The sequence below is a fragment of the Microbacterium oxydans genome, from assembly GCF_000956405.1.
In the GTDB taxonomy this organism is placed as follows: Bacteria; Actinomycetota; Actinomycetes; order Actinomycetales; family Microbacteriaceae; genus Microbacterium; species Microbacterium oxydans_C.
Genome location: NZ_JYIV01000026.1, coordinates 124,417 through 146,050 on the forward strand (window position 1 = coordinate 124,417; position 21,634 = coordinate 146,050).

21 protein-coding genes are annotated in these 21,634 nt (G+C 67.9%); 14 read left to right on the forward strand and 7 right to left on the reverse strand.

Annotated features, from left to right (window positions below; genetic code table 11):
- Positions 1-38: 38 nt before the first annotated feature.
- Entirely contained in the window at positions 39-989 is a 951-nt protein-coding gene (locus RN51_RS10135; protein WP_045264042.1) for an NAD(P)/FAD-dependent oxidoreductase, read from the reverse strand.
- Between the two features lie 129 nt (positions 990-1,118).
- Positions 1,119-1,919, reverse strand: coding sequence for a MerR family transcriptional regulator (locus tag RN51_RS10140; protein WP_045263914.1), 801 nt, complete (start codon positions 1,917-1,919; stop codon positions 1,119-1,121).
- A gap of 101 nt (positions 1,920-2,020) precedes the next feature.
- Here RN51_RS10140 and RN51_RS10145 point away from each other — a divergent pair, with 101 nt between their 5' ends.
- From RN51_RS10145 to RN51_RS10170, 6 genes are all read left to right on the forward strand, one after another.
- Complete coding sequence (locus tag RN51_RS10145) at positions 2,021-2,770, forward strand: phosphotransferase (RefSeq protein WP_045263915.1); 750 nt, start codon at positions 2,021-2,023, stop codon at positions 2,768-2,770.
- Between the two features lie 110 nt (positions 2,771-2,880).
- The gene (locus RN51_RS10150; protein WP_045263916.1) at positions 2,881-4,185 is read left to right on the forward strand and encodes an HNH endonuclease signature motif containing protein; all 1,305 of its coding nucleotides are present in this window, start codon (positions 2,881-2,883) and stop codon (positions 4,183-4,185) included.
- Positions 4,186-4,393: 208 nt separating this feature from the next.
- Positions 4,394-6,259 carry a molecular chaperone DnaK gene (gene dnaK, locus RN51_RS10155; protein ID WP_045263917.1) on the forward strand — a complete coding sequence of 622 codons (1,866 nt, stop codon included), beginning with the start codon at positions 4,394-4,396 and terminating at the stop codon, positions 6,257-6,259.
- A gap of 2 nt (positions 6,260-6,261) precedes the next feature.
- Entirely contained in the window at positions 6,262-6,918 is a 657-nt protein-coding gene (locus RN51_RS10160) for a nucleotide exchange factor GrpE (protein ID WP_045263918.1), read from the forward strand.
- A 7-nt stretch (positions 6,919-6,925) separates the two neighbouring features.
- Positions 6,926-7,909 carry a DnaJ C-terminal domain-containing protein gene (locus RN51_RS10165; protein WP_045263919.1) on the forward strand — a complete coding sequence of 328 codons (984 nt, stop codon included), beginning with the start codon at positions 6,926-6,928 and terminating at the stop codon, positions 7,907-7,909.
- Positions 7,910-8,051: 142 nt separating this feature from the next.
- Positions 8,052-8,465 (forward strand): heat shock protein transcriptional repressor HspR, encoded by a 414-nt coding sequence (locus RN51_RS10170; RefSeq protein WP_045264043.1) that lies wholly within the window; start codon positions 8,052-8,054, stop codon positions 8,463-8,465.
- A gap of 50 nt (positions 8,466-8,515) precedes the next feature.
- On the opposite strand, the gene RN51_RS10175 is transcribed toward RN51_RS10170, so the two are convergent.
- From RN51_RS10175 to RN51_RS10190, 4 genes are read right to left on the reverse strand one after another with little or no spacing between them, the layout of a single operon-like run.
- A complete protein-coding gene (locus RN51_RS10175) occupies positions 8,516-8,947 on the reverse strand; it encodes an ATP-binding protein (RefSeq protein WP_045263920.1) in 432 nt (143 codons plus the stop codon).
- Positions 8,937-9,269, reverse strand: a complete 333-nt coding sequence (locus tag RN51_RS10180; RefSeq protein WP_045263921.1) for an STAS domain-containing protein — start codon at positions 9,267-9,269, stop codon at positions 8,937-8,939. The genes RN51_RS10175 and RN51_RS10180 overlap by 11 nt, the downstream gene beginning before the upstream one ends.
- The gene (locus RN51_RS10185) at positions 9,253-11,217 is read right to left on the reverse strand and encodes a glycosyltransferase family 2 protein (protein WP_045263922.1); all 1,965 of its coding nucleotides are present in this window, start codon (positions 11,215-11,217) and stop codon (positions 9,253-9,255) included. Before RN51_RS10185 ends, RN51_RS10180 begins: the two co-directional genes overlap by 17 nt.
- Entirely contained in the window at positions 11,214-12,368 is a 1,155-nt protein-coding gene (locus RN51_RS10190) for a PP2C family protein-serine/threonine phosphatase (RefSeq protein ID WP_045263923.1), read from the reverse strand. Before RN51_RS10190 ends, RN51_RS10185 begins: the two co-directional genes overlap by 4 nt.
- A 230-nt stretch (positions 12,369-12,598) precedes the next feature.
- On the opposite strand from RN51_RS10190, the gene RN51_RS10195 reads away from it, so the two are divergent.
- From RN51_RS10195 to RN51_RS10225, 7 genes are all read left to right on the forward strand, one after another.
- Positions 12,599-13,039 (forward strand): DoxX family protein, encoded by a 441-nt coding sequence (locus RN51_RS10195; protein WP_021201700.1) that lies wholly within the window; start codon positions 12,599-12,601, stop codon positions 13,037-13,039.
- A gap of 288 nt (positions 13,040-13,327) precedes the next feature.
- Positions 13,328-14,644: an ABC transporter substrate-binding protein gene (locus RN51_RS10200; protein ID WP_045263924.1), complete on the forward strand. Its 1,317-nt coding sequence runs from the start codon at positions 13,328-13,330 to the stop codon at positions 14,642-14,644.
- A gap of 76 nt (positions 14,645-14,720) precedes the next feature.
- Positions 14,721-15,611, forward strand: a complete 891-nt coding sequence (locus RN51_RS10205; RefSeq protein WP_045263925.1) for a carbohydrate ABC transporter permease — start codon at positions 14,721-14,723, stop codon at positions 15,609-15,611.
- The gene (locus RN51_RS10210; protein ID WP_045263926.1) at positions 15,608-16,495 is read left to right on the forward strand and encodes a carbohydrate ABC transporter permease; all 888 of its coding nucleotides are present in this window, start codon (positions 15,608-15,610) and stop codon (positions 16,493-16,495) included. Before RN51_RS10205 ends, RN51_RS10210 begins: the two co-directional genes overlap by 4 nt.
- The gene (locus RN51_RS10215; protein ID WP_045263927.1) at positions 16,492-17,964 is read left to right on the forward strand and encodes an FGGY-family carbohydrate kinase; all 1,473 of its coding nucleotides are present in this window, start codon (positions 16,492-16,494) and stop codon (positions 17,962-17,964) included. The genes RN51_RS10210 and RN51_RS10215 overlap by 4 nt, the downstream gene beginning before the upstream one ends.
- 82 nt (positions 17,965-18,046) lie before the next feature.
- On the forward strand, positions 18,047-18,703 hold the full coding sequence (locus RN51_RS10220) for a class II aldolase/adducin family protein (RefSeq protein ID WP_045263928.1): 657 nt from the start codon (positions 18,047-18,049) through the stop codon (positions 18,701-18,703).
- Between the two features lie 10 nt (positions 18,704-18,713).
- Positions 18,714-19,673: a ketose-bisphosphate aldolase gene (locus RN51_RS10225; RefSeq protein WP_045263929.1), complete on the forward strand. Its 960-nt coding sequence runs from the start codon at positions 18,714-18,716 to the stop codon at positions 19,671-19,673.
- Between the two features lie 16 nt (positions 19,674-19,689).
- Here RN51_RS10225 and RN51_RS10230 read toward each other — a convergent pair whose 3' ends face one another.
- The gene (locus RN51_RS10230) at positions 19,690-20,487 is read right to left on the reverse strand and encodes a DeoR/GlpR family DNA-binding transcription regulator (RefSeq protein ID WP_045263930.1); all 798 of its coding nucleotides are present in this window, start codon (positions 20,485-20,487) and stop codon (positions 19,690-19,692) included.
- Positions 20,488-20,613: 126 nt separating this feature from the next.
- Between RN51_RS10230 and RN51_RS10235 the strand changes: the two genes are divergently transcribed.
- Complete coding sequence (locus RN51_RS10235; RefSeq protein ID WP_045263931.1) at positions 20,614-21,600, forward strand: LacI family DNA-binding transcriptional regulator; 987 nt, start codon at positions 20,614-20,616, stop codon at positions 21,598-21,600.
- Positions 21,601-21,634 lie beyond the last annotated feature (34 nt).

Genomic DNA, 21,634 nt, shown 5'->3' on the forward strand with positions numbered 1-21,634 from the left:
CCGCGGCGGTCCCGTTGCGCTCTCACGCCGATGATCGTTCAGTGCGCGGTGGCCACGCCGATCGAGTCGTGCACCATGACCGCCGCGACCCGCGCGCCCGCACCCGCCGCGACGATGAGCTGCTGCGGCCCGGGAGCAGCCGCGTCGCCTGCGGCGTACAGTCCCGGCACGCCTGTGCGGCCCGAGCGGTCGGTGCGCAGGTGCCCGTCGCCGTCCGTCGCCGGAGCGATCCCCTCCAGGAACGACAGCGTGCTGTGCCATTCGGGACGCACGAACCCCCCGTCGATGGCGACCGTCGTCTCGTCGGCCAGACGGATGCTCTCGATCTGACCTCGGTCGCCGACGAGCTCGACGATGGGTTCCCGGCGCAACGCGATCCCGACCGCGGCCAGTTGCGCCTCTTCCTCCGCTGTCACCACGTCTGCGCCATGGGTGAACACGGTGAGGTTCTCGGTCAGGCGTCCGATGAGGCGGGCGCGATCGGCGATGTCCGGTGTCTCGCCGATGAGGGCGAGGCGGCGACCCTGCAGCTCCCAGGCATCGCAGGCCGCGCAGCTGAACAGGCTCATACCGTAGTAGCCGCGGAGGTTCGGCACCTCGGGGAGCGTCTCGCGCAGCCCGGTGGCGAGCAGCACGGTGCGGGCGGTCACCGTCGTCTCGACCTCACGCCGCCCGATGTCGGCCGCGAACCCGTCGTCACCCGGTCGGAGCGCGATGACCCGTGTGCGCCGTCGCACCTCGACGTCGGGATAGGCGGAGAGCTCCTCGCGGGCGAGACGTCGCAGCTCCTGCGGCGGGATGCCGTCGCGGGTGAGGAAGCCGTGTGATCGCAGGGTCGCCGCGTTGCGCGGACGATCGGCGTCGATCACCAGCACCCGCATGAGTGCGCGCCCGAGGTTGAGCGCGGCGGAGAGGCCGGCCGGTCCGCCGCCCACGATGAGCACGTCGTAGTCGGTGCGCTCGCTCCCGCGCATCGCCGGAGATGTCATCCGCATGGTCCTTCCGAGAAAGGGACGGATCCATGCCGCGGCGTCTGCCGGGCGACACCGCCGGGGCGGCCGGTAAGGCTCGCCTTACTCTCATCCTGCCATCGTTCGATGCTCGCGGCGCCGCGTCGCTCAGCCTCTTCGCACGGGCTGCTGCAGTTCGGTGACCCAGTCGGACTGGTCGTCGGAGACGGCGCGCACGTAGAGCTCACGGCAGGGTCCGTCGTGCACCAGACCGCGGGCGACGATCTCGGTGTGGATCGCGTGCCAGCTCTCGGCGATGTGGTCCATCGAGCCGAGGTGGATGCCGCAGACGGCCTCTTCCGCCGCCGGCAGCTCGATGATCTCGACGCCGTCCCGCGCCGGCCCCGTATAGGTGTACCCGGCGATGACCTGCAGACCGTCGTCGAGCGTCTCGTACTGGGCGATCGGAGTCGACAGGGAGTGGTCGTCGCCGATGATCTCCGCCACAGCGTCGAACGACGGGCCGACGACGCCGGCGACGGCGGGCTGGTCGGGGACGACCGTGCGGATCGCGGCCAGACGAACGGCGGGGAGGGGCTTGTCGATGATCTCGATCTGGGACATCTGATTCTCTCTCTCGATGAGGTGGAGACGCCGTTCCACGTCGACGAGTCGCTCCGCGGCCACGCGGTGCTCCTGCTCGACCTCGGCGCGACGGATCCGCAGCAGGGAGGCGATGCGCTCGGCGCCGACGCCCTGGTCGAGGATGGCGGAGATGTCGTCGAGCCCGAACCCCAGCTGGCGCAGGGCGACGATCCGGTGCAGCCGTTCCAGCTGAGACGGATCGTAGGAGCGGTAGCCGCTGAACTCGTCCACGTGGGCGGGCACGAGCAGGCCGGCGGCGTCCCAATGCCGAAGCATCCGGTGGGTCACCTGGCCGATCTGCGCGAACGCTCCGATGGACAACATGTCTCCGTTCTCCCGTCTGCCACTGTGTGAGGGTCAAGTGAGTCTCAGGGTCAAGTATCGCGGCGGGGCGGCGGGGAGCCTCGGCGCGCTAACGTCGACGAGTGGACGAAGAGGTGCTGGCCGGAGGGAACGCGAGCGGAGTCGTGGTGCGCATCGGTGACACCGTGCGCAAGTCGTGGACGGCGGCGACCCCCAGCGTCAATCGCTTCGTCGCGGTGCTGCGGGCGGCAGGGGTGGATGCGCCTCAACCGCGTGGTCGCGACGAGCAGGGACGCCAGGTCGTCGAGTTCGTGCCTGGGACCTTGGCGATGGACGGTGAGCGGCTGACGGAGGTCGATCTGCGGCGCGTCGGGTCGATGATCCGCGAGATCCACGACGCCGGTGCCGGCTACCGGCCGGAGGAGGGCGCGGTCTGGGAGAGCCCGATCGCCGCACCCGGTTCCGAGCTCATCTGTCACAACGACCTGGCGCCCTGGAACCTCGTCATCGGCGAACGCTGGGTGTTCATCGACTGGGATGCGGCCGCTCCGAGCACCCGACTCTGGGACCTCGCCTACGCGGCGCAGGCATTCACCCTGTCTGATGTCGGACGGGCCCCGCAAGAGGCGTCCCGGGATCTCGCTGCGCTGATCGACGGATACCGCGCGGACGACGCCGTGCGCCGTGATCTGCCTCGAGCGATGGAGGACCGGACGGCGGCGATGCTCGCACTGCTCGAGCGATCGCATGTGGTCGGCGACGAGCCGTGGGCGTCGATGTACGTGGACGGGCATGGCGACCACTGGGCGAACGCGCTGCGCTACGTACGGGAGCATCGAGCGTTGTGGGCCGACGCGCTGGGCGGGAACTGACTCGGCTTCCGGGGGAGCTTTCGAGTGCTGCGACGACCACATTCCGATATATCGTTTTTGCGCCGTGATCTGGTGCTTCGAATGTCGGAGGCTCCTGGTTCACTGCGGGTATGACGGCACTGGCTGACGCGACGATCGAGCAGGTGGGCGCGCTCGCCGCGCTCACCGACATGCTCGTCGAGGTCGAGCGCACGATCAGCAGTCTGCAGGCCGCGCGCGACGGCATCCTGGCGGTGGGGTCACAGATCGCCCTCGAAGTCGCCGACCAGGCGGAGCATCCCGATCACGGTGACATGTCGGCGCGCACGGTGGCCGCCGAGTTCGCCGCCGCCCTGCGGGTGAGCGATCGGACGGTGCAGCGCCGGATGGCAGACGCGGCGTGGGTCGTGGAGCGCTTCCCGCTGGTCTGGGAGGCGCAGGGTGCCGGTCGCATCAGCGCGGCGCACGCCCGGGTCATCTGCGAAGCGGGCGAGCACCTCTACGACGGGGCAAGCCGCGATGCCTACGCGACGCAGATGATCGCCTTCGCTGAGACGGAATCTCCGGGGCGAGTGGGCCGCATGGCTCGTAGGGTGGCTGAGCGGTTCCAGGCGCGGTCGATCGAGGAGCGCCACCTCGACGCACGGGAAGAGCGATCCGTGTGGGTGAAAGACGTCGGCGACGGGATGTCTCAGCTCGGCCTGCTCGGCCCGTCGACGCTCGTCCACGGTGTCTTCGATCGGCTCACACAGATGGCCGAAACAGTGCGAGGGACGGATGGGCCTTCTGGTCGGGAATCGGACGCTTCGGCTGATCCGCGCACCGCTGATCCGCGCACCATCGCTCAGCTCCGCGCCGACCTCGCTCTCGACCTGCTCCTCTCCGGCGCTCCGATCGGCCACGACGCTCCCGATGGCCTCCTCGCGGGGATCCGCGGGGCCGTGTCGATCAGCGTTCCGGTCACCACGCTCATCGGGCAGGACACCGCCCCGGCCGAGTTGAACGGCCGCACTCCGATCGACCTCGAGACCGCCCGCGCGCTCGCCGGCGCGGCCTCCGGGTGGGATCGAGTGCTGACCCACCCCATCACCGGCGCGCTCCTCGCGGTTGACCGGTATCGTCCGGGCCCTGATCTGAAGCGACATCTGCGGGCGAGGGATCAGCGCTGCCGGTTCCCCGCCTGCGGATACGCCTCCACTGAGTGCGACATCGATCATCATCACGATGCCGCGCTCGGGGGCGCCACCCGCGAATCGAATCTCGGTCATCTGTGCCGACGCCATCACATGCTCAAACACCACTCGCCGTGGGCGGTCGAGCCTCTGGGTGGCGGCGTCTACGCCTGGACGAGTCCGACCGGCAAGAGCTACATCGACCGACCGCCACCTCAGAACACCGTCGCCTTCACGGAAGACCTCGCGGTGGTCCCGTTCTGAGCGCTGCCTTGTCGTGAGTCGGGTGCTCGCCCCGCGTGAGGGGAGCCCTTGATCTCAAAGTTGAGCCAGTTCATATCAAGTTCATTTGACTCCTCGTCGACCTCTGAGTACACTTGAGTCATCGCGACTCAGGTTTTCCTGATCGCCGCAGATTTCCGAATCACGCAGAACTTCCCACGAAGAGAACTTCCAACAAAGGAGAGAACACATGGCACGTGCTGTCGGTATCGACCTCGGAACCACCAACTCCGTCGTCAGCGTCCTCGAGGGTGGCGAGCCCAAGGTCATCGCCAACGCAGAGGGCTTCCGCACGACCCCCTCGGTCGTGGCCTTCACCAAGGACGGGGAGGTGCTCGTCGGTGAGACCGCGAAGCGCCAGGCCGTCACCAACGTCGACCGGACGATCGCTTCCGTCAAGCGCCACATGGGCACCGACTGGACCTTCGACGTCGACGGCAAGAAGTGGACGCCGCAGGAGATCTCCGCGCGCATCCTCATGAAGCTCAAGCGCGACGCCGAGGCGTACCTGGGCGACACCGTGACCGACGCGGTCATCACCGTCCCCGCGTACTTCAACGACGCCGAGCGTCAGGCCACCAAGGAGGCCGGTGAGATCGCGGGCCTCAACGTCCTGCGCATCATCAACGAGCCGACCGCCGCCGCTCTGGCCTACGGCCTGGACAAGGGCAAGGAAGACGAGCTCATCCTGGTCTTCGACCTGGGTGGTGGAACGTTCGACGTCTCGCTGCTCGAGGTGGGCAAGGACGACGACTTCTCCACGATCCAGGTGCGCGCCACCGCCGGTGACAACCGTCTCGGTGGAGACGACTGGGACCAGCGTCTCGTCGACTACCTGATCAAGCAGTTCAAGGAGACCACGGGCGTCGACGTCTCGGGTGACAAGATCGCCCTGCAGCGTCTGAAGGAGGCCGCCGAGCAGGCGAAGAAGGAGCTCTCCTCCTCGACTTCGACGAGCATCAACCTGCCGTACCTGTCGCTGACCGACTCCGGCCCCGTGTCGCTGTCCGAGACCATCACCCGCGCGAAGTTCGAGGACCTCACGAAGGACCTGCTCGACCGCACCAAGAAGCCGTTCGAGGACGTCATCCGCGAAGCCGGCATCAAGGTGTCCGAGATCGACCACATCGTGCTCGTCGGTGGATCGACGCGTATGCCCGCGGTCGCCGAGCTCGTCAAGCGCGAGACCGGCAAGGACGCCAACAAGGGCGTCAACCCGGACGAGGTCGTCGCCGTCGGTGCCGCCCTGCAGGCCGGTGTCCTGAAGGGCGAGCGCAAGGACGTCCTCCTGATCGACGTCACCCCCCTGAGCCTCGGCATCGAGACCAAGGGCGGCATGATGACCAAGCTCATCGAGCGCAACACGGCCATCCCGACCAAGCGCAGCGAGACCTTCACCACGGCAGACGACAACCAGCCGTCCGTCGCGATCCAGGTGTTCCAGGGCGAGCGCGACTTCACGCGCGACAACAAGCCGCTCGGAACGTTCGAGCTGACGGGGATCGCTCCGGCTCCCCGTGGCATCCCGCAGATCGAGGTCACGTTCGACATCGACGCGAACGGCATCGTGCACGTGTCCGCCAAGGACAAGGGCACCGGCACCGAGAAGTCGATCGTCATCTCCGGCGGCTCCTCGCTGTCGAAGGAAGACATCGAGCGCATGGTGCGCGAGGCCGAGGAGCACGCGGCTGAGGACAAGGCGCGTCGCGAAGCCGCCGAGGTCCGCAACCAGGCCGAGACGCTCGCGTACTCGATCGACAAGCTGATCACCGAGAACGACGACAAGCTGCCCGAAGACGTGAAGACCGAGGTCAAGGCCGACGTCGACGCGCTCAAGACGGCGCTGGCCGGTGAGGACGACGACGCGGTCAAGACCGCGTTCGACAAGCTCAACCAGTCGCAGTCCAAGCTCGGCGAGGCGATCTACGCCTCCTCGCAGGCGGATGCCGCCGCCGGTGCTTCGGCTGACGGCGAGGCCCCTGCGGGTGACGCTCCCTCCTCCGACGAGGACGTCATCGATGCAGAGGTCGTCGACGACGAGGACGAGAAGAAGTAACCATGACCGACAAGAACTTCGACGAGAACCAGAATCCTGAGTCCGCCGAAGGTCGCAGCGAGGGGTCGGATGCTCAGGCATCCGGCCCCGCGCCGCACCACCAGGACTCCCGCGATGCGCAGGCCGCCGAGGGCTCGGATGAGACCCCGGCAGACGGCGCTCCCGATGACCTGACGGTCGACGACATCCTCGGAGCGACCCAGACCGGCGAAGCCGCGGCGGAAGACGCCGTGCTCGCCGACCTCGAGTCCACTCTGCTGAACGACCTCAAGCGTCTGCAGGCCGAGTACGCCAACTACCGTCGCCGCACGGAAGAGCAGCGCCAGGTCGAGATCGAGCGGGCGAAGGGCGAGGCCGCCAAGGGCCTGGTCCCCGTGCTCGACGACCTCGATCGCGCGGCCCAGCACGGCGACCTGGTGGAGGGTACGCCCTTCGCCGTGATCGCCGAGAAGGTGCGCGCGGTCGTGGAGCGTCTCGGAGTGGTCGCATACGGCGAGAAGGGCGAGGAGTTCGACCCGCAGCGTCACGAGGCGATCTTCCAGCAGCCGACCCCGGGAGCTGCGAAGACCACGATCCTCGAGGTCGTCGAGGTGGGCTACCGTCTCGGCGATGTCGAACTGCGCCCCGCGAAGGTCGTCGTCGCTGTCCCGGAAGGGTAGGTGATCGATGGCCAGCCAGGATTGGTTCGACAAGGACTTCTACAAGACCCTCGGGGTCTCCAAGGACGTCAGCGATGCGGATCTGAAGAAGACGTACCGCAAGCTCGCGCGCAAGTATCATCCGGACTCCAACCAGGGTGATGCCAAGGCCGAGGCGAAGTTCAAGGAGATCAGCGAGGCGTACTCGGTGCTCTCCGATGCGGAACAGCGCAAGGAGTACGACGAGATCCGCGCCATGGGCTCCGGTGCCCGCTTCACGGCGGGCGGCCAGGGCGCAGGCGGCTTCGAAGACGTGTTCAGCCGGTTCGGCCAGCAGGGCCGAGGGCAGACCGCGGACTTCGAGGACATCTTCGCGATGTTCAACCAGGGTCAGGGTGGGAGCTTCGGCGGCGGACGCTTCGGGCAGCCGAGCGGCGGCTACCGCGGCTTCGGCGGACCGCAGCGCGGCGCCGACGTGACCGCGCGCACCACGCTCGACTTCGCCACCGCCGTGCAGGGCGAGACCATCTCGCTGCAGGGTGAGGACGGCAAGCCGTTCAAGGTGAAGATCCCGGCGGGCGTGGCCGACGGTCAGAAGATCCGTCTGCGTGGGCGCGGACGGCCCTCGCCCGATGGTGGCGAGAGCGGTGACATCGTGGTGCAGATCACGGTGCGGCCGCATCCGGTCTTCACCCGCGACGGTCTCAACCTGCGCGTCGTGGTGCCCGTCACCTTCACCGAGGCGACGCTGGGCGCGACCATCGAGGTCCCGACCCTCGGGGGCGACGTGGTCAAGCTCCGCGTCGCGCCGGGCACCCCCTCCGGGCGGGTGCTGCGCGTCAAGGGACGAGGAGTCGCGACGTCGAAGGGCACCGGTGATCTGCTCGCCGAGCTCCAGGTCGCGGTGCCGACGCACCTCGACGAGGCCGCACGCGCGGCGCTGGAGAAGTTCCAGGAGCTCGAGCCCGACGAGAACCCGCGAGCCGAGTTGATGGCGAAGGCCCGGCGATGAGCACTCACCAGCTCCACGCCGCGCACACAGGCATTCGCGCCGGATCAGGCCGTTCTGCGAAGAACGCGCCTGTTCCGGCGCCTCTGCCTGAATCCGCGCGCACGACAAGAGACACGGGTAGGAGAGGAGAGGGGAGTCGATGATGAACGCCGACACCCCGGTGTTCGCGATCGCGGCCGCCGCCGAGCTCTCCGGCCTCCACCCCCAGACGCTGCGGCAGTACGACCGCATCGGTCTCGTCGTCCCCGGCCGCACCTCGGGAGGCTCGCGCCGCTACTCTTCTCGCAACATCGAGCAGCTGCGCGAGGTCGCACAGCTCTCCTCCGAAGGAGTGAGCCTTCCCGCGATCGCCCGGCTCCTCGACCTGGAAGACGAGAACAGGGCCTTGCGCAACCGGATCGCCGTGCTGGAAAGCGCACTGCGCACCGAACGGGAGAATCGTCCGGGCGTGCGCGTGTTCGCCGCGGGTTCCGCCGGCGTCGTCCCCATGCCCACCGGACGACGCCTGCGGCGCTCCACCGAAGTGGTGCTTTGGGACCCGCGAGGCAGCGCCTGAGGGGGCGCCTGAGCAGCGCCTGAGGGTGCGCCGGAATCAGACCTCCCGCCTCAGTCGCCTGCGTCGCGCCGAGGATCCACCCTCCGCACGAGCACCCACGTGTTGCCGTGGTCGCCGACCGTGTGGGTGAACTCATCCAGTGCTGCCTGAGACAGCGCCAGGCCGCGACCGCTTTCCGCTGCCTCTTCCGGCATGGAGACGGCGTCCCAGTCGATCGGGGCAGGCGGAGCAGTGTCGCGAACCGAGGCCCGCAGCTCGTCGGCGGTCACCCGTACGTCGACGCTGAACACGACCTCCGTGCGGTCGTTGTGCTGCGCGATGTTGGTGGTGACCTCGCTCAGCGCGAGGGTGAACAGGGTGCGATCCTGCGGCGACACCTCTGGGGCGCGCTCCCAGAGTCGGTCGAGCTCATCGAGCGCACGGTCGACGAGGTCGAGCCCGGCGGGCCCTGAGACGTGGAAGGCCCGCGTCTCAGCGTCCATCGAACGCCGATTCCGGCGTGGGGTAGTCGCGCAGCACGCGATCCAGGTTGGTCAGGTGGAGCACGGTGCGCACCGCCTCGGGGACGGCGGCGATGCGCAGATCGCCGCCGGCGACGCGAGCGCTCTTGAGACCGCCGATGAGGGCGCCGAGGCCGGAGGAGTCGACGAACTCGGTGCCGCTCAGATCGATCGCGACGTTCGGCTCGCCGCCCGCGATCAGGTCGCTCACCGCGTTGCGCAGCATCGGCGCTCCCGACGCGGTCAGGCGCCCGGTGATCGTGACGACGGCATAGCCGTCCCTGGTGTCAGTGGTGACGTTCATTCGACTCCTTCTCGAGGACCTGTGCGGCGGGACCGCGGTAGCGCGCCGCCTGGATGATGACGCTGAGGACGACCAGGTCGTACAGCACCCAGGCGGTGTTGACGAGGGTTCCGGTGCCGTCTCCGGTGCCGACGATGACCCGGCCCACGCCGATCACGAGGGCGATCACGAGCACGATCATGGCGGTCAGCTGCGGCCAGATCTGCCCCCACGGTATGCCGCGCGGGTCGCGACCGTCCTTCCGGGTCACGGCGAAGGACAGTGGACGCCCGAGGACGACGTTGGCGAATGCCGTCCAGCACGCACGGATCCACACGGGGAACAGGGCGAGGGAGTACTGCTGGCCGCGCCAGGTCTTCACTCCCTTGGCGACCACGAGGAACAGCGCCTGATTGACCAGGAAGTACGGCAGGAACCGCACGAAGAAGTCGACCGACCAGGCGGTGACGGGAAGCACCCCGAAGACGAGATAGATGACCGGCGCGGCGAGGTACACGATGGCGGCGAACCCGGAGAGGTAGCTCCACATCGTCGCGAAGTACATCAGTCGCTGTCCCACCGAGAGCCCGCGCTTGGCCAGCGGGTTGTCCCGCAGCATCACCTGCAGCGTTCCCTGGGCCCATCGGAGTCGCTGCGTGAGCATCGTCCGCAGGTCTTCCGGTGCGAGTCCATGGGCCAGGATCTCGTGGTGGTAGACGCTCCGCCATCCCAGGGCGTGCAGTTGCATCGCCGTCGCCATGTCCTCGGTGACCGAGATCGTGGCGAGGGGGAGGATCGGCTGCGCTTCCTCGGCGCGGTCGAGGCGCAGGGCGTCCAGCAGACCCCGCACCGCCTCCACCGCAGTGAGGGGGGAGAGGTCGGAGGCTGCCAGCGCATCGAGCCCTGCCTCGTCCACGACGACTCTTCCGAGTTCCGCGTCCTGTTGCACGGGAAGCGACTCGATCACCGCGAGATCGGCCCGGATGCCGTCGAGGTCGTGCGCGACGAGGATGCGTGAGGCGTTGTCGACCGCCTCACGCACGCGTGCCGCGACCTCGGCCACGGATTCCCCGGCAGCCAGCTGCTTGCGGCCACGGGTGATCGCGATCCGCAGTGCGCCGAGCTCGGTGGCGAGTGCCGGATCGGTGGAGGCCTCGGCCTCGCGTGCGATCAGCGTCTCGGAGGTCTTCAGCGCCTTGGCGGCCGAGTCGGTCACGTTCCGCACGTAGCCCACGATGCCGAGCTGCATGAGGGCCTCACGGCGGAGCACGGCGTTGGAGCCGCAGAAGAAGGCGGCGTTCCAGCCATCCTTCCCCTGCTGGATCGGTCCGTAGAAGAGGGGAGCCTGGCTGCCGAGAGGGTCGGCTTCGTCGACGTTCACGAACCACTGCGGCGTCTGCACGAGCGCGACTTCGGGATCATCGGCGAAGTAGCCCAGAGTCCGGTGCAGGATCAGCGGATCCGGCACCTGATCCGCGTCGAGGATGAGGAGGAATTCGCCGTCCGTCTGGAAGAGAGCGCTGTTGAGGTTGCCCGCCTTGGCATGGCGAGGTTTGTCGGTCCAGTCCTCGGAACGCGTGAGGTAGCCGACACCCGCCGCGCGGGCCTCCGCTTCGAGATCGGGTCGGGAGCCGTCGTCGAGGATCCACGTCGAATGCGGATAGGCGATCCGCTTGGCCGCCCTGGCCGTCGCCATGACGAGCTCGATCGGTTCGTCGTAGGTGGTGATGAAGACGTCGACCGTGCCCTGCGGCGGCGACACAGGTGCCGGACGCTCCTTCGCCCGCCACATCGTGAGGCAGAACAGGAACGTGTCGATGAGGCTGTAGGTCTCGGCGATCACCAGCGGCACCGCGATCCACCAGGCCGACCAGTTCACCGACTCCAGCCACCGCCACGCGACGTAGTTCACGCCGAGCAGCACCGACAGCAGCGCCAGCACGCGGATGGTCGCGAACCGCGCGGTCATGCGTCCCTCCGCACGACGACGACCGTGATGTCGTCCGTCGCGCGGTCGTCGCGGGCGAGGCGCAGGGCTTCGCGCACGGCGCCGTCCGGGCCCTCCGAAGCGAGCACCCGTTGCACGTGCCCGAACGGGTCGTCCGCGTCGAGCACGTCGAGGAGGCCGTCGCTGCAGCAGATGAAGGAGTCGCCCACCTCGAGCGTGGTGGTCGCCGGCACTCGCGGGTCTGCGATGCCCATGCCCATGCCGAGGGGCAGATTCGTCGAGCGGAGAGACGTCCACGAGCCGTCCGCGCGCACGACGAACGCGAGGCTGTGGCCGGCGTCGATGACGTCGAGCTGACCCGTCTCCGGGTGCAGCTCGGCGACGACCGCCGTCACGAACATCGAGGTGTCGGCGAGGTCGTCCTCGAGCAGGCGGTCCACCTCGGCCACCGCATCCGCGAGGGATCGTTCCGGCGCGGTGCGCAGGGAGGCGCGCACGGACGCGGCGACCAACGCCGGTCCTGTGCCCTTGCCCATCGCATCGGCCACGGTCACACGCAGAGCGTCGCCATGGTGGGAGAAGTCGTAGTAGTCCCCGGCGAGGGAACCGCGCGGTGCGGCGCCCGCCGCGATCGTGTACCCCGCGATCTCCGGATGCACGCGCGGACGCAGTGCGCGCTGCAGGATGGCGGCGTGGTCGAGGTCCTCGTCCTGCGCCAGCTCCGTCTGCACCCAGAACGCGAGGTCTCGCAGCAGGTCCTGCTGCGCATCCGTGAAGGTGTGCGGCTCGGTGTCCAGCACGCACAGTGTGCCGACCGGTTCGCCTCCCGGCGCGTGCAGCGGATGCCCGGCATAGAAGCGCAGGTGCGGGTCGCCGGTCACGAACGGATTCTCGGCGAAGAGGTCGGTCGTGCTCGCGTCCTCCACCACCACCGTCCGGTCCTGCGACACGGTGTAGTCGCAGAACGAGTCCTGTCGTGGTGCCTCGTTCCCCCCGAGGCCGATCTGCGATTTGCGCCACTGCCGATCACGGTCGATCAGCGAGACGCTGACCATCGGCACGCCGAACATCTCCTTCGCCAGTCGTGCCACCCGATCCACCCGATCATCGGCTGGTGTGTCAAGGATCCCCAGTTCCTCGAGCGCTGCCTGTCGCCGCCGCTCGTCGAACATGCCCTCGCCCCTCCCTCTGTCTCCGACATCCTATTGACGAATCGAAGAGCGGAACCAGCGCCCCGGTGCTGACCCGGCGATCCGCGCCTTCGACACCCCGCGACAGCGGTGAAACGTCACACGTGAAAGGTCACAGGAGATGGAAATGTCCTGTTCTTAGCGTGGACGCAGGGAAAGACCCTGCTCCGCGCATGGCGCGCGGGTGTCCTGCCACGAAGGAAGAACTCCTCATGACGAACACCACAGCCCCTTCCGCCGCACCCTCGCTGGGACTCCTGGTCCTGCGTGTGGTCGTCGGTGCGATCTTCGCCGCGCACGGTGCGCAGAAGATCTTCGAGTTCACGCTCCCCGGAACCATCGGCAGCTTCGCCGGCATGGGGATTCCCCTCCCCGAGATCGCCGGCCCGGTGGTCGCGTTCGTCGAGCTCATCGGCGGCATCCTCCTGATCCTCGGACTCTTCACCCGTCCGGTGGGGATCCTGCTGGCGATCGACATGATCGTCGCCCTCATCGCCGTGCACCTGCCGGCCGGTCTCTGGGTGGGAGAGGGCGGATACGAGTTCGTCGCGGTGCTCGGTGCCGCCGCTCTGGCTCTCGCCCTCACGGGAGCGGGTCGCTTCTCCCTCGACGGTGCATTCCTGCGAGGGCGTGCACCGGCCTGGCTGAGCTGAACGCGGATCACAGCGCGCATAACGCGATGGATGCCGCGGCCCGGAGGGGTCGCGGCATCCGTCGTTCCGGCGTGGTGTTGCGGAAGGGAAACCGGCCGTCCGCGTCGTTGCGGCATCTGCACGCACCACAACTTTCGTTTTCGATGAGAAAGGCGTGTGAAAACACAGAAATAGAAAGACTTTCCCCGGACTTCCCTGTCTTCATGGTGCTCAATACGCAAATAAACCTAAACTGAGCGCATCCGGCATTCCGCCGAGGACTTTTACAGCGAAGTAAGGGGATTGCAGATGAAGCTCAAGAGGAGCCTGGCGGGTGTGGCGACGATCATCACCGCTCTCGGCGTCACCGCATGCGCAGGAGGCGCAGCGCCCAACGCATCCGAGAACGCCTCCAGCGACACCATCACGTTCCGCTCATGGAGCCCCATCGAGCAGACGACCCGTCAGATGATCGACGCCTTCCAGGCCGAGAACGAGGGCGCGAAGATCGATGCGACGATCTTCAACTACCCGGAGTACCTCGTCGACCTGCAGAGCCGCGCCAGCTCGAACACGATGCCCGACGTGCTCGGCCTGCAGCCCGGGGCTCTCACCCAGCAGTACCGCGAGAACCTGCTGCCGCTTCAGGACTGCGCCGCCGAGACCTGGGGCGACGACTGGCAGAGCAAGTTCTACCCGATCGGCATCGAGCAGGCACGGATGGGGAATCCGGAAGGGGATGACAACTTCTACTCCCTCCCGATCCTCACGCAGACCGTCAACCTGTGGGCCAACTCGAAGATCTTCGATGCGGCGGGCCTGAGCGTGCCGAAGACCTGGGACGAGCTGGTGCAGGCCACGAAGGACCTCAGCGGCGGCGACGCTGCCCCGTTCCTTCTTCCGGCCAAGGACTCCTGGCTGCGCAACGTCGTGTTCCTGCAGATCGCCAACAACGTCTCGCCGGGAACGGTCTACGAGGCCGAGGACGGCAGCGTTCCGTGGACGGATCCGGCCATCGTGAAGGCGTTCGACTACTGGAGCAAGCTGTTCTCCGACGGGATCGCGCAGGACGGGGCGATCGGTCTGGACGCCTACCCGTCGGCGGTGAACCAGTTCGAAGCCGGTAACGCGGCCATGATCCCGCTCGGCGCCTGGTGGATCCAGCAGTCCGACCCGACGAAGTCCGACATCCCGCCGCTCTCCGAGGGCATGTCCGGCTACGAGCCGTTCCTGTTCCCGACCATCCCCGGTGGAGCGGCCGAACCGCAGTTCGTCGGCGGCATCGATGTGAGCCTCGGCATCTCGAAGAACACGGCGAACCCCGACCTCGCCTGCAAGGTGCTCACCGACTTCATCGCCGGCTCAGCTGCCCAGAAGCTCGTCAACACGATGAACGATGTGCCGGCCGTCACCGGCCTCTCCCCGGAGAAGTTCACGAGCGACAAGCAGAAGAAGATCTGGAACCTGTTCGTCGACGAGTGGCTCCCCCAGGTGAAGTACTCGCGCTACTTCGAATCGCCCAAGCTCGACCAGGCCGTGGCGGATGCGCTCGCCGCGATCGCCACCGGGGACTCCACTCCGCAGGAAGCGGCGGAATCCGTCCAGGCCGTCCAGGACACCCTGTAGCAGGAGAATCTCGGAACAACGGAGTTCGTGCAGGGTCCGGGGCCTCATCCCCGGACCCTGCCTGAGAGGAGCGTGCATGAAGATCCTGACGAGAGAGCGACTGGTCGGCCTGGCCTTCCTGGCGCCGACCCTGATCCTGTTCGCCGTGTTCGTGGTCTACCCGATCGTCTACAACGTGCAGGCGAGCACGCTCGACTGGGACGGCGTCAACGTGGGTACGGCAGTCGGGGTCGGCAACTACCTCGAGCTGTTCCAGGACCCGACGTTCCTCATCACCCTGCGCAACTCGGCCTTCTGGATCGTCCTGACGATCGTCCCGCAGGGCGTGATCGGCTTCCTCCTCGCCGTCGCTCTCAATCAGGGGCTGCGGGGCAGCACTGTCTACCGCGCGATCTTCTTCATCCCCGCGATCCTCTCGCCGGTCGTGGTCGGGATCGTCTGGCAGCGGATCCTCGACCCGTTCAACGGCGTGCTCACCGCGGTCGGCAAAGCGACCGGACTCACCTTCCTCGGCGGCAACTACCTCGCCGACCCGCAGACGGCGATCTTCGCGGTGATCTTCGTGAACGTCTGGATGTGGACCGGGTTCTCGATGCTGTTCTACCTCGCAGGGCTCCAGCTGATCGATCCCAGTCTCGTGGAGGCGGCGCGCATCGACGGTGCCAGCGGCTTCCAGACCATGGTGCGCATCACCTTCCCGCTGCTGAAGACCACGACGCTGTCGCTCGTGCTCCTCGGGATCATCGGCTCGCTCAAGACCTTCGAGCTCGTCTACGTGCTCACGCAGGGCGGCCCCAACCACGCCTCGGAGATGTTGCCGACGTTCGCCTTCCTGGAGGCCTTCCAGCTGCAGAACGTGGGCTACGCCTCGGCCATCAGCGTCGTGCTGCTCGTGGTCGCCGTCGTGAGCTCGCTCTCGATGGTGCGGGTGTTCGGTGCCGGATTCATCACAGGAGACGAGAAATGACCGCGACGAGCGAGACCCGCACCCTGATCGTCCCCAAGGACACGGCCGGTCGTCACCGCCACGGAGCGCCGGGAAGGCGCGTCGGCTGGTTGCACCTCGTGCTCGCGCCGCTCGCCCTGCTCTGGCTCGTGCCGATCATCATGGTGGTCGGGCTCTCGATGATGCCGCCGAACAACCCCGGCACGCAGTTCTTCGGACTCTTCCCTGCAGAGTTCAGCGTCAAGAACTACCTCACGATCTGGGACCAGAACCCGATCCTGCTGCACCTGCTCAACAGTCTCCTCATCACGGTGCCCTCGGTGCTGCTGGTCTGCCTGCTGGGATCGATGACCGCCTTCGCCCTCGCTCGCCTGCGCGTACCGCTCAAGGCCCTGATCTTCGGGGTGCTGATCCTCGCGCTCATCCTTCCGATGTCGAGCATCGTGGTCGCCACGTTCCGCATCCTGCAGTCGATGCAGCTCTACAACAACCTGCTCGGGCTCGTGCTCGTGTACACCGCACTGGGGCTTCCCTTCGCGGTCATCATCATCCGCACCTCGTACCTGGCGATCCCGCTCGAGACGTACGAGGCGGCACGTCTGGACGGCGCCAACTCCTGGCAGATCTTCTGGCGCATCTACCTGCCGCTGGGCAAGCCCGCACTCGCCGTCGTCGCGGTGTGGCAGACGATGATGAGCTGGAACGACTTCCTGCTGCCGCTCGTGACCCTCGGCGACAACGAGCTCAAGCCCCTGACGCTCGTGCCGCTCGCCTATCGCGGCATGTACCTGTCGCAGCCCGGCGCGCTGTTCGCGATCCTGGTGCTGATCTCCATCCCCGTCGTGCTGTTGTTCATCTTCATCCAGAAGTACCTGGTGAACGGCCTCTCGGGAGCGATCAAATGAGTGTCATCGGACTCGACCTCGGCACGAGTGGAGTGCGCGCGGTCGCCTTCGCCGCAGACGGGCGGACGCTCGGTGAGGCGTCGGCACCCCTGACTCTCCGACGCGATGGACGCGGCAGGGTCGAGCTCGACGCCGAGGAGATCATCTCCGCTGCCGAGGCGGTGGTGTGGGCTGCCGCCGCGGAAGCCGCACAGCGAGGGGATGCGGTGCAGGCCATCGGGTTCAGCGTGCTCGGTGAGGCCGTCGTACCCATCGACAGCTCCGGAAACCCGCTCGCCCCGGTCGCTGTGAGCATGGACACGCGAGGCATCGAGCCGGCCGAGACACTGGGTGAGCGGCTCGGCGACGGTCGCTTCACCGCGATCACCGGACAGCCGCTGCACGGCATGTTCTCGATCTTCAAGATCATGGCCGGTGATACGGCGTGGGCCGCGGCCGCGGCGTATCGCTGCATCGGGGACCTCGTCGCGGAACGGTGGAGCGGCGTCGCGGCGATCGATCTCGGTCAGGCCGCTCGAACCGGCATCCTGGGCGTCGAGCGCGGCGAATGGAGCGAGGAGATCCTCGGCGCGGCCGCAGCTTCCGCTCCCTGGCTGCGGGCGGAGCGGCTCCCGGTGCCCGTCCCCTCCGGCACCGTGATCGGCGGCGTCCATGCCCGCGCGGCGACCCTGCTCGGTGTCGAAACAGGCACGCCCTTGGTCGCGGGCACGCACGACCAGGCTGCCGCATTCCTCGGAGCCGGAGGGGAGGTCGGAGTGCGCTCCGTGATCACGCTCGGCTCCAGCGACTGCCTCACCGTCGCCACACGCGAACGCCCGCACGGCCTCGAGGAGACGGGCTTCGCCAGCTACCGACTGGACCAGGCGACCTGGGTCACACTCGCCGGAACCGCGGCCGGAGGCTGGGCGCTCGAGTGGCTGGCCGGACTCCTCGGCGCCGAGGTCGGAGATGTCTTCGGCGCGCTCTCCGCACACCCGCCCGCCCTCATCGTGCTGCCCTACCTCGCCGGCTCCGGCACCTTGGACAACGACCCCTCGGCGCGCGGCACGATCCACGGGCTCACGCTCGACACCACGGTGTCGGAGCTGGCGCGTGCCGTCGTCGAGGCCGCGGGTTTCGAGTTCCACAAGATCATCGCGGCGCTCGACGCCCACGGCGTCCGCGTCGAGGACCTCCATGTCACCGGCGCGGGAGTCGCGAACTCGGCGGCGCTCGCCGCTCGGGCCTCCGCCGCCGGCGCACGCCTGACGCCGGTCGCCCGTGACGCCTCCGCTCGCGGAGCGGCGATGCTCGCCGTCCGAGGCATCGGCGGCGATCCGCGGCGGCTCCTCGTCGCCGCCGATCCTGGAGCCGTCGCCGAGCCCGACTCGTCGTCGAGCGATTGGTACGCCGCTCAGCGTGCCGCCTACGTCGCCCTGTACGAGGCGACGCAGGGCATCGCCCCGCACCTGAACGCGCGCCCCGACTGAGCGTTCAGAGCCGACCAGCCCCGAACCGCACACCCCTGAACCACACACCCCTGAACCACACACCCCAGAAGGAGAACACGACATGACCGAGACGACGCTCCAGCTCGACTTCGACCTCGACGCGGCACGCGAGGAGATCCTGGACTACTGCCTGCGCTCGATGCAGTACGGACTCAACTTCAACACGCAGGGCAACATCAGCATCCGCGTGCCCGGCGTCGAGGACCGGTTCCTGATCACGCCGACCGACCTCGAGTACGACAAGATGAGCGCTGACGACATCGTGCTCGTCAACGGCGACAGCGAGGTGATCGACGGACGCCTCGGGCCGTCGAGCGAGGTCACGGTGCACATGGCCGTCTACCGTCGCCGACCCGACGTGAACGCGATCGTGCACTCCGAGCCGGTGTTCTCCAACGTGTGGGGTGTCGTCGGATCCCCGATCCTGGGGACACTGGTGAACATGGTGATCTACACCAAGGGCGACGTGCCGATCATGCCGTTCGAGCTCAGCAACAACACCGAGTTCGGCGAGCACATGTGCGACGCGATGGGCGATCTCAACGCGGTCGTATGGGCGAACCACGGGCTGCTCACGGTCGGGCCCAACCTTCGCGATGCGTTCAAGACCAGCGTGGCTGTGGAGTCGGCGGCCAAGGTGCAGGCATACGCCAGCGCGCTCACCGACACCCCGATCGTGCTCGACTACGACACGCTCGGCATCACCGAGTCGCTCTGAGGGGGAGAGGATGGCACTGCTCACGCTGCGCAGCGCACTCGCCGACGCCGAGAAAGGCGGCTATGCCGTCGGAGCATTCAACGTGTCGAGCCTCGATCAGGCGATCGCGGTGCTCGAGGCCGCCGAGGCGGAGAGCTCGCCCGTGATCGTGCAGGCGATCGCGGGGATGTCGGCGTACGACGACGAGTCGCGTTGGTGGAGTCGTCTGCGCGCCCTCGTCTCGGAGTTCGACGGCGTCCCGGCCGTGCTGCACCTTGACCACGGCCGCACCTATGACGATTGTCTGCGAGCGATCGACCATGGTTTCACCAGCGTCATGATCGACGCAAGCAGGGCAGCCGACACGGATGAGCCTGCCTCTTTCGAGGACAACGTGGCTCTCACCCGTCGAGTCGTCGAGGCCGCGACGCGCTCCGGCGTGAGCGTCGAGGGCGAACTGGGCACGATCGGCGGAGCGGAGGCCGGGATCGCCGGGGAGCTCGAGGAGATCGTGTTCGCAGACCCGGACCAGGCCGTCGAGTTCGTCGAGCAGACCCGTGTCGATGCGCTCGCCGTGGCGGTGGGCACCAGCCATGGCTCGGTGAAGTTCACGGACGCCGCCGGAGGGGGACGGCTGCGGCTCGGCCTCATCTCCGAGATCAAGGAGCGGTTGCCGGACACCTTCCTGGTGCTGCACGGCTCGTCCTCGGTGCCGGCCGAAGCGGTCGCCGTGATCAACGCCAACGGCGGAGCGGTGCGCCCCTCATACGGGATCTCACCCGAGCAGAAGTCCGAGGGCATCGCGGCAGGCATCCGCAAGATCAATCAGGGGACCGACTCGCATCTCGCCTGGAGCGCCGCGCTGCGCGCGTTCCTGCACGACAACCCGGCAGTGGTCGAACCCGGGGAGCAGTTGCGGCCGGCGATGGGCGGGTTCCGCGCGATGGTGACGCAGCGCATGCGCGAGTTCGGTTCGTCGGGCCGCGCCTGAGCATCAGGCTCGAGCGTCAGACCAGCTCGATCGCCAGCCCTGCCTCTCGAAGCGCCTCCAACTCGGTCGGGGGCGCTTCGACGCCTGTGATCAGCATGTCGACGCGCGCGAGCGGAGCCACCTGGATCACCTGGCTCTTGCCGATCTTCGAGCTGTCGGCGACGACGATCGCCCGCGCCGCCGAGTCGAGGTAGCGCCGTTTCATGGTCACCTCGGGGAGGCTCGAGTTCGTGAAACCGTGCTCGGAGACCCCGTTGCATCCGATGAAGCTGAGGTCGCTGTGCACCGATCCGATGAACATGTCGCCCATCGGGTCGATGAGTGAGCGCTGCTTGTAGTTGACTGTGCCGCCGGTGACCACCACGGTGATGTGGTGCGGTTCCGCGACGCCGAGTTCCAGGGCGATCGTGAGCGAGTTGGTGAAGACCACGACACCCCGCAGATCTTCTCTCGCCCGCAATGCCCTGGCGATCGCGAGCGTCGTCGTGCCGGCGTCGAGCAGGATGGCCATCTCGCTCTCCACCAGAGCGGCCGCGGCGTTGCCGATGCGTCGCTTCTCGGTGACAGCGCGGGTGAGGGCGCGCTCGTAGTCGGGGGAGTGCGCGGTGGATTTGATGCCCGAGATCGCCCCGCCGTGCACGCGTTGGATCACGTTCTCCTCGGCGAGGAGGTCGAGATCGCTCCGTACCGTGACCTCGGAGACGCTGAGGGTGCGGCTCAGCTCCTGCACGCGGGCGAAGCCCTGACGCTCGATGATCGACACGATCTGCTCGCGCCGCACCGTCGCGGGGACCGTCTGCGACCACTCTGGCATCCCCTCAGCGTACTCGGAGCACCGATCCCGGCATCGATTTCAGATCGCCCCGCCGCGCGATACTGTTGCAGCATTCCGCCGTCGACGACGGCTTCAGGAGTACGGGGAGCAGGGAGCAGGGAGCGCATGGCAACGATCTACGACGTCGCCGAGCTCGCGGGCGTCTCTCCCGCGACGGTCTCCCGCGTGTTCAACGGCACGAGCGTCTCGGAGGAGAAGGCGGCAGCCGTCCGCGCGGCCGCGGTGACCCTCGACTTCACCCCGAACCGTGCGGCGCGGTCGTTGCGGCGGCAGAGCTCCGAGGTCATCGCCCTCGTGATCCCCGACATCGAGAACCCGTACTTCACCGAGATGGCGCGTGGAGTCGAGGACGTCGCCTCCGAAGCGGGTTACTCCGTCGTGCTCTGCAACTCCGACGCGCAGGTGCAGAAGGAGGCGACCTACCTCCGGATCGCGATCGCGGAGAACATGTCCGGCGTGATCATCGCGACCGCGGACGAGCACTCCGACCTCGACGGTATCCTGGCCACCGGGCGACCCGTCGTCGCCGTCGACCGCAGCACGACCTACGACATCGACGGCGTCGTGATGGCCAACCGAGCTGCAGGCACCTCGGCGACCCGCAGCCTGATCGAGGCCGGCCATCGTCGCATCGCGTACATCGGCGGACCAGAGCACATCGACACCGCCGCAGAACGCGCCGCCGGCTGGCGATCCGCGCTCGCCGCGGCGCACCCCGACCTCGCTCTCGACGGACTCGAGCGCTTCGCGTCCTTCCGCGTCGAGGGTGGGCGGGCTGCGATGGAGGAGCTGCTCGCGCTGCCGGAGCCGCCGGATGCCGTCGTGGCGGGCAACAACCTGATCGGAGTGGGAGCCATCCAGGTGCTCACCGAACGCGGTCTCACCCCACCGGATGTCGGTGTCGCGGTGATCGGTTCGCTGCCGTTCACGACGCTCTCGCCGAGCGCCGTGACCGTGGTGCGTCTGCCGGCGCGGCACATGGGAGTGACGGCGGCGCGGATGCTGCTCGAGCGGATCAAGGGCGACACGCAGCCCTCACGCACGGTCGTCCTCCGCAACGAACTCCAGCCGGCGCGCGTCGTGCGACCCTGATCGAGCGCGTGGTGATCGGGCGTCCGGCCCTCGG

Bases quoted from the DNA above. Each gene is read 5' to 3' on its own strand.
- RN51_RS10150 (WP_045263916.1), top strand. From the start codon at position 2,881: ATGACGGCACTGGCTGACGCGACGATCGAGCAGGTGGGCGCGCTCGCC.
- RN51_RS10195 (WP_021201700.1), top strand. From the start codon at position 12,599: ATGACGAACACCACAGCCCCTTCCGCCGCACCCTCGCTGGGACTCCTG.
- RN51_RS10190 (WP_045263923.1), bottom strand. From the start codon at position 12,368: ATGTTCGACGAGCGGCGGCGACAGGCAGCGCTCGAGGAACTGGGGATC.
- RN51_RS10175 (WP_045263920.1), bottom strand. From the start codon at position 8,947: ATGGACGCTGAGACGCGGGCCTTCCACGTCTCAGGGCCCGCCGGGCTC.
- RN51_RS10215 (WP_045263927.1), top strand. From the start codon at position 16,492: ATGAGTGTCATCGGACTCGACCTCGGCACGAGTGGAGTGCGCGCGGTC.
- RN51_RS10220 (WP_045263928.1), top strand. From the start codon at position 18,047: ATGACCGAGACGACGCTCCAGCTCGACTTCGACCTCGACGCGGCACGC.
- RN51_RS10180 (WP_045263921.1), bottom strand. From the start codon at position 9,269: ATGAACGTCACCACTGACACCAGGGACGGCTATGCCGTCGTCACGATC.
- RN51_RS10185 (WP_045263922.1), bottom strand. From the start codon at position 11,217: ATGACCGCGCGGTTCGCGACCATCCGCGTGCTGGCGCTGCTGTCGGTG.
- RN51_RS10170 (WP_045264043.1), top strand. From the start codon at position 8,052: ATGAACGCCGACACCCCGGTGTTCGCGATCGCGGCCGCCGCCGAGCTC.
- RN51_RS10235 (WP_045263931.1), top strand. From the start codon at position 20,614: ATGGCAACGATCTACGACGTCGCCGAGCTCGCGGGCGTCTCTCCCGCG.
- RN51_RS10205 (WP_045263925.1), top strand. From the start codon at position 14,721: ATGAAGATCCTGACGAGAGAGCGACTGGTCGGCCTGGCCTTCCTGGCG.
- RN51_RS10135 (WP_045264042.1), bottom strand. From the start codon at position 989: ATGACATCTCCGGCGATGCGCGGGAGCGAGCGCACCGACTACGACGTG.
- RN51_RS10200 (WP_045263924.1), top strand. From the start codon at position 13,328: ATGAAGCTCAAGAGGAGCCTGGCGGGTGTGGCGACGATCATCACCGCT.
- RN51_RS10210 (WP_045263926.1), top strand. From the start codon at position 15,608: ATGACCGCGACGAGCGAGACCCGCACCCTGATCGTCCCCAAGGACACG.
- RN51_RS10230 (WP_045263930.1), bottom strand. From the start codon at position 20,487: ATGCCAGAGTGGTCGCAGACGGTCCCCGCGACGGTGCGGCGCGAGCAG.
- dnaK (WP_045263917.1), top strand. From the start codon at position 4,394: ATGGCACGTGCTGTCGGTATCGACCTCGGAACCACCAACTCCGTCGTC.
- RN51_RS10165 (WP_045263919.1), top strand. From the start codon at position 6,926: ATGGCCAGCCAGGATTGGTTCGACAAGGACTTCTACAAGACCCTCGGG.
- RN51_RS10140 (WP_045263914.1), bottom strand. From the start codon at position 1,919: ATGTTGTCCATCGGAGCGTTCGCGCAGATCGGCCAGGTGACCCACCGG.
- RN51_RS10160 (WP_045263918.1), top strand. From the start codon at position 6,262: ATGACCGACAAGAACTTCGACGAGAACCAGAATCCTGAGTCCGCCGAA.
- RN51_RS10225 (WP_045263929.1), top strand. From the start codon at position 18,714: ATGGCACTGCTCACGCTGCGCAGCGCACTCGCCGACGCCGAGAAAGGC.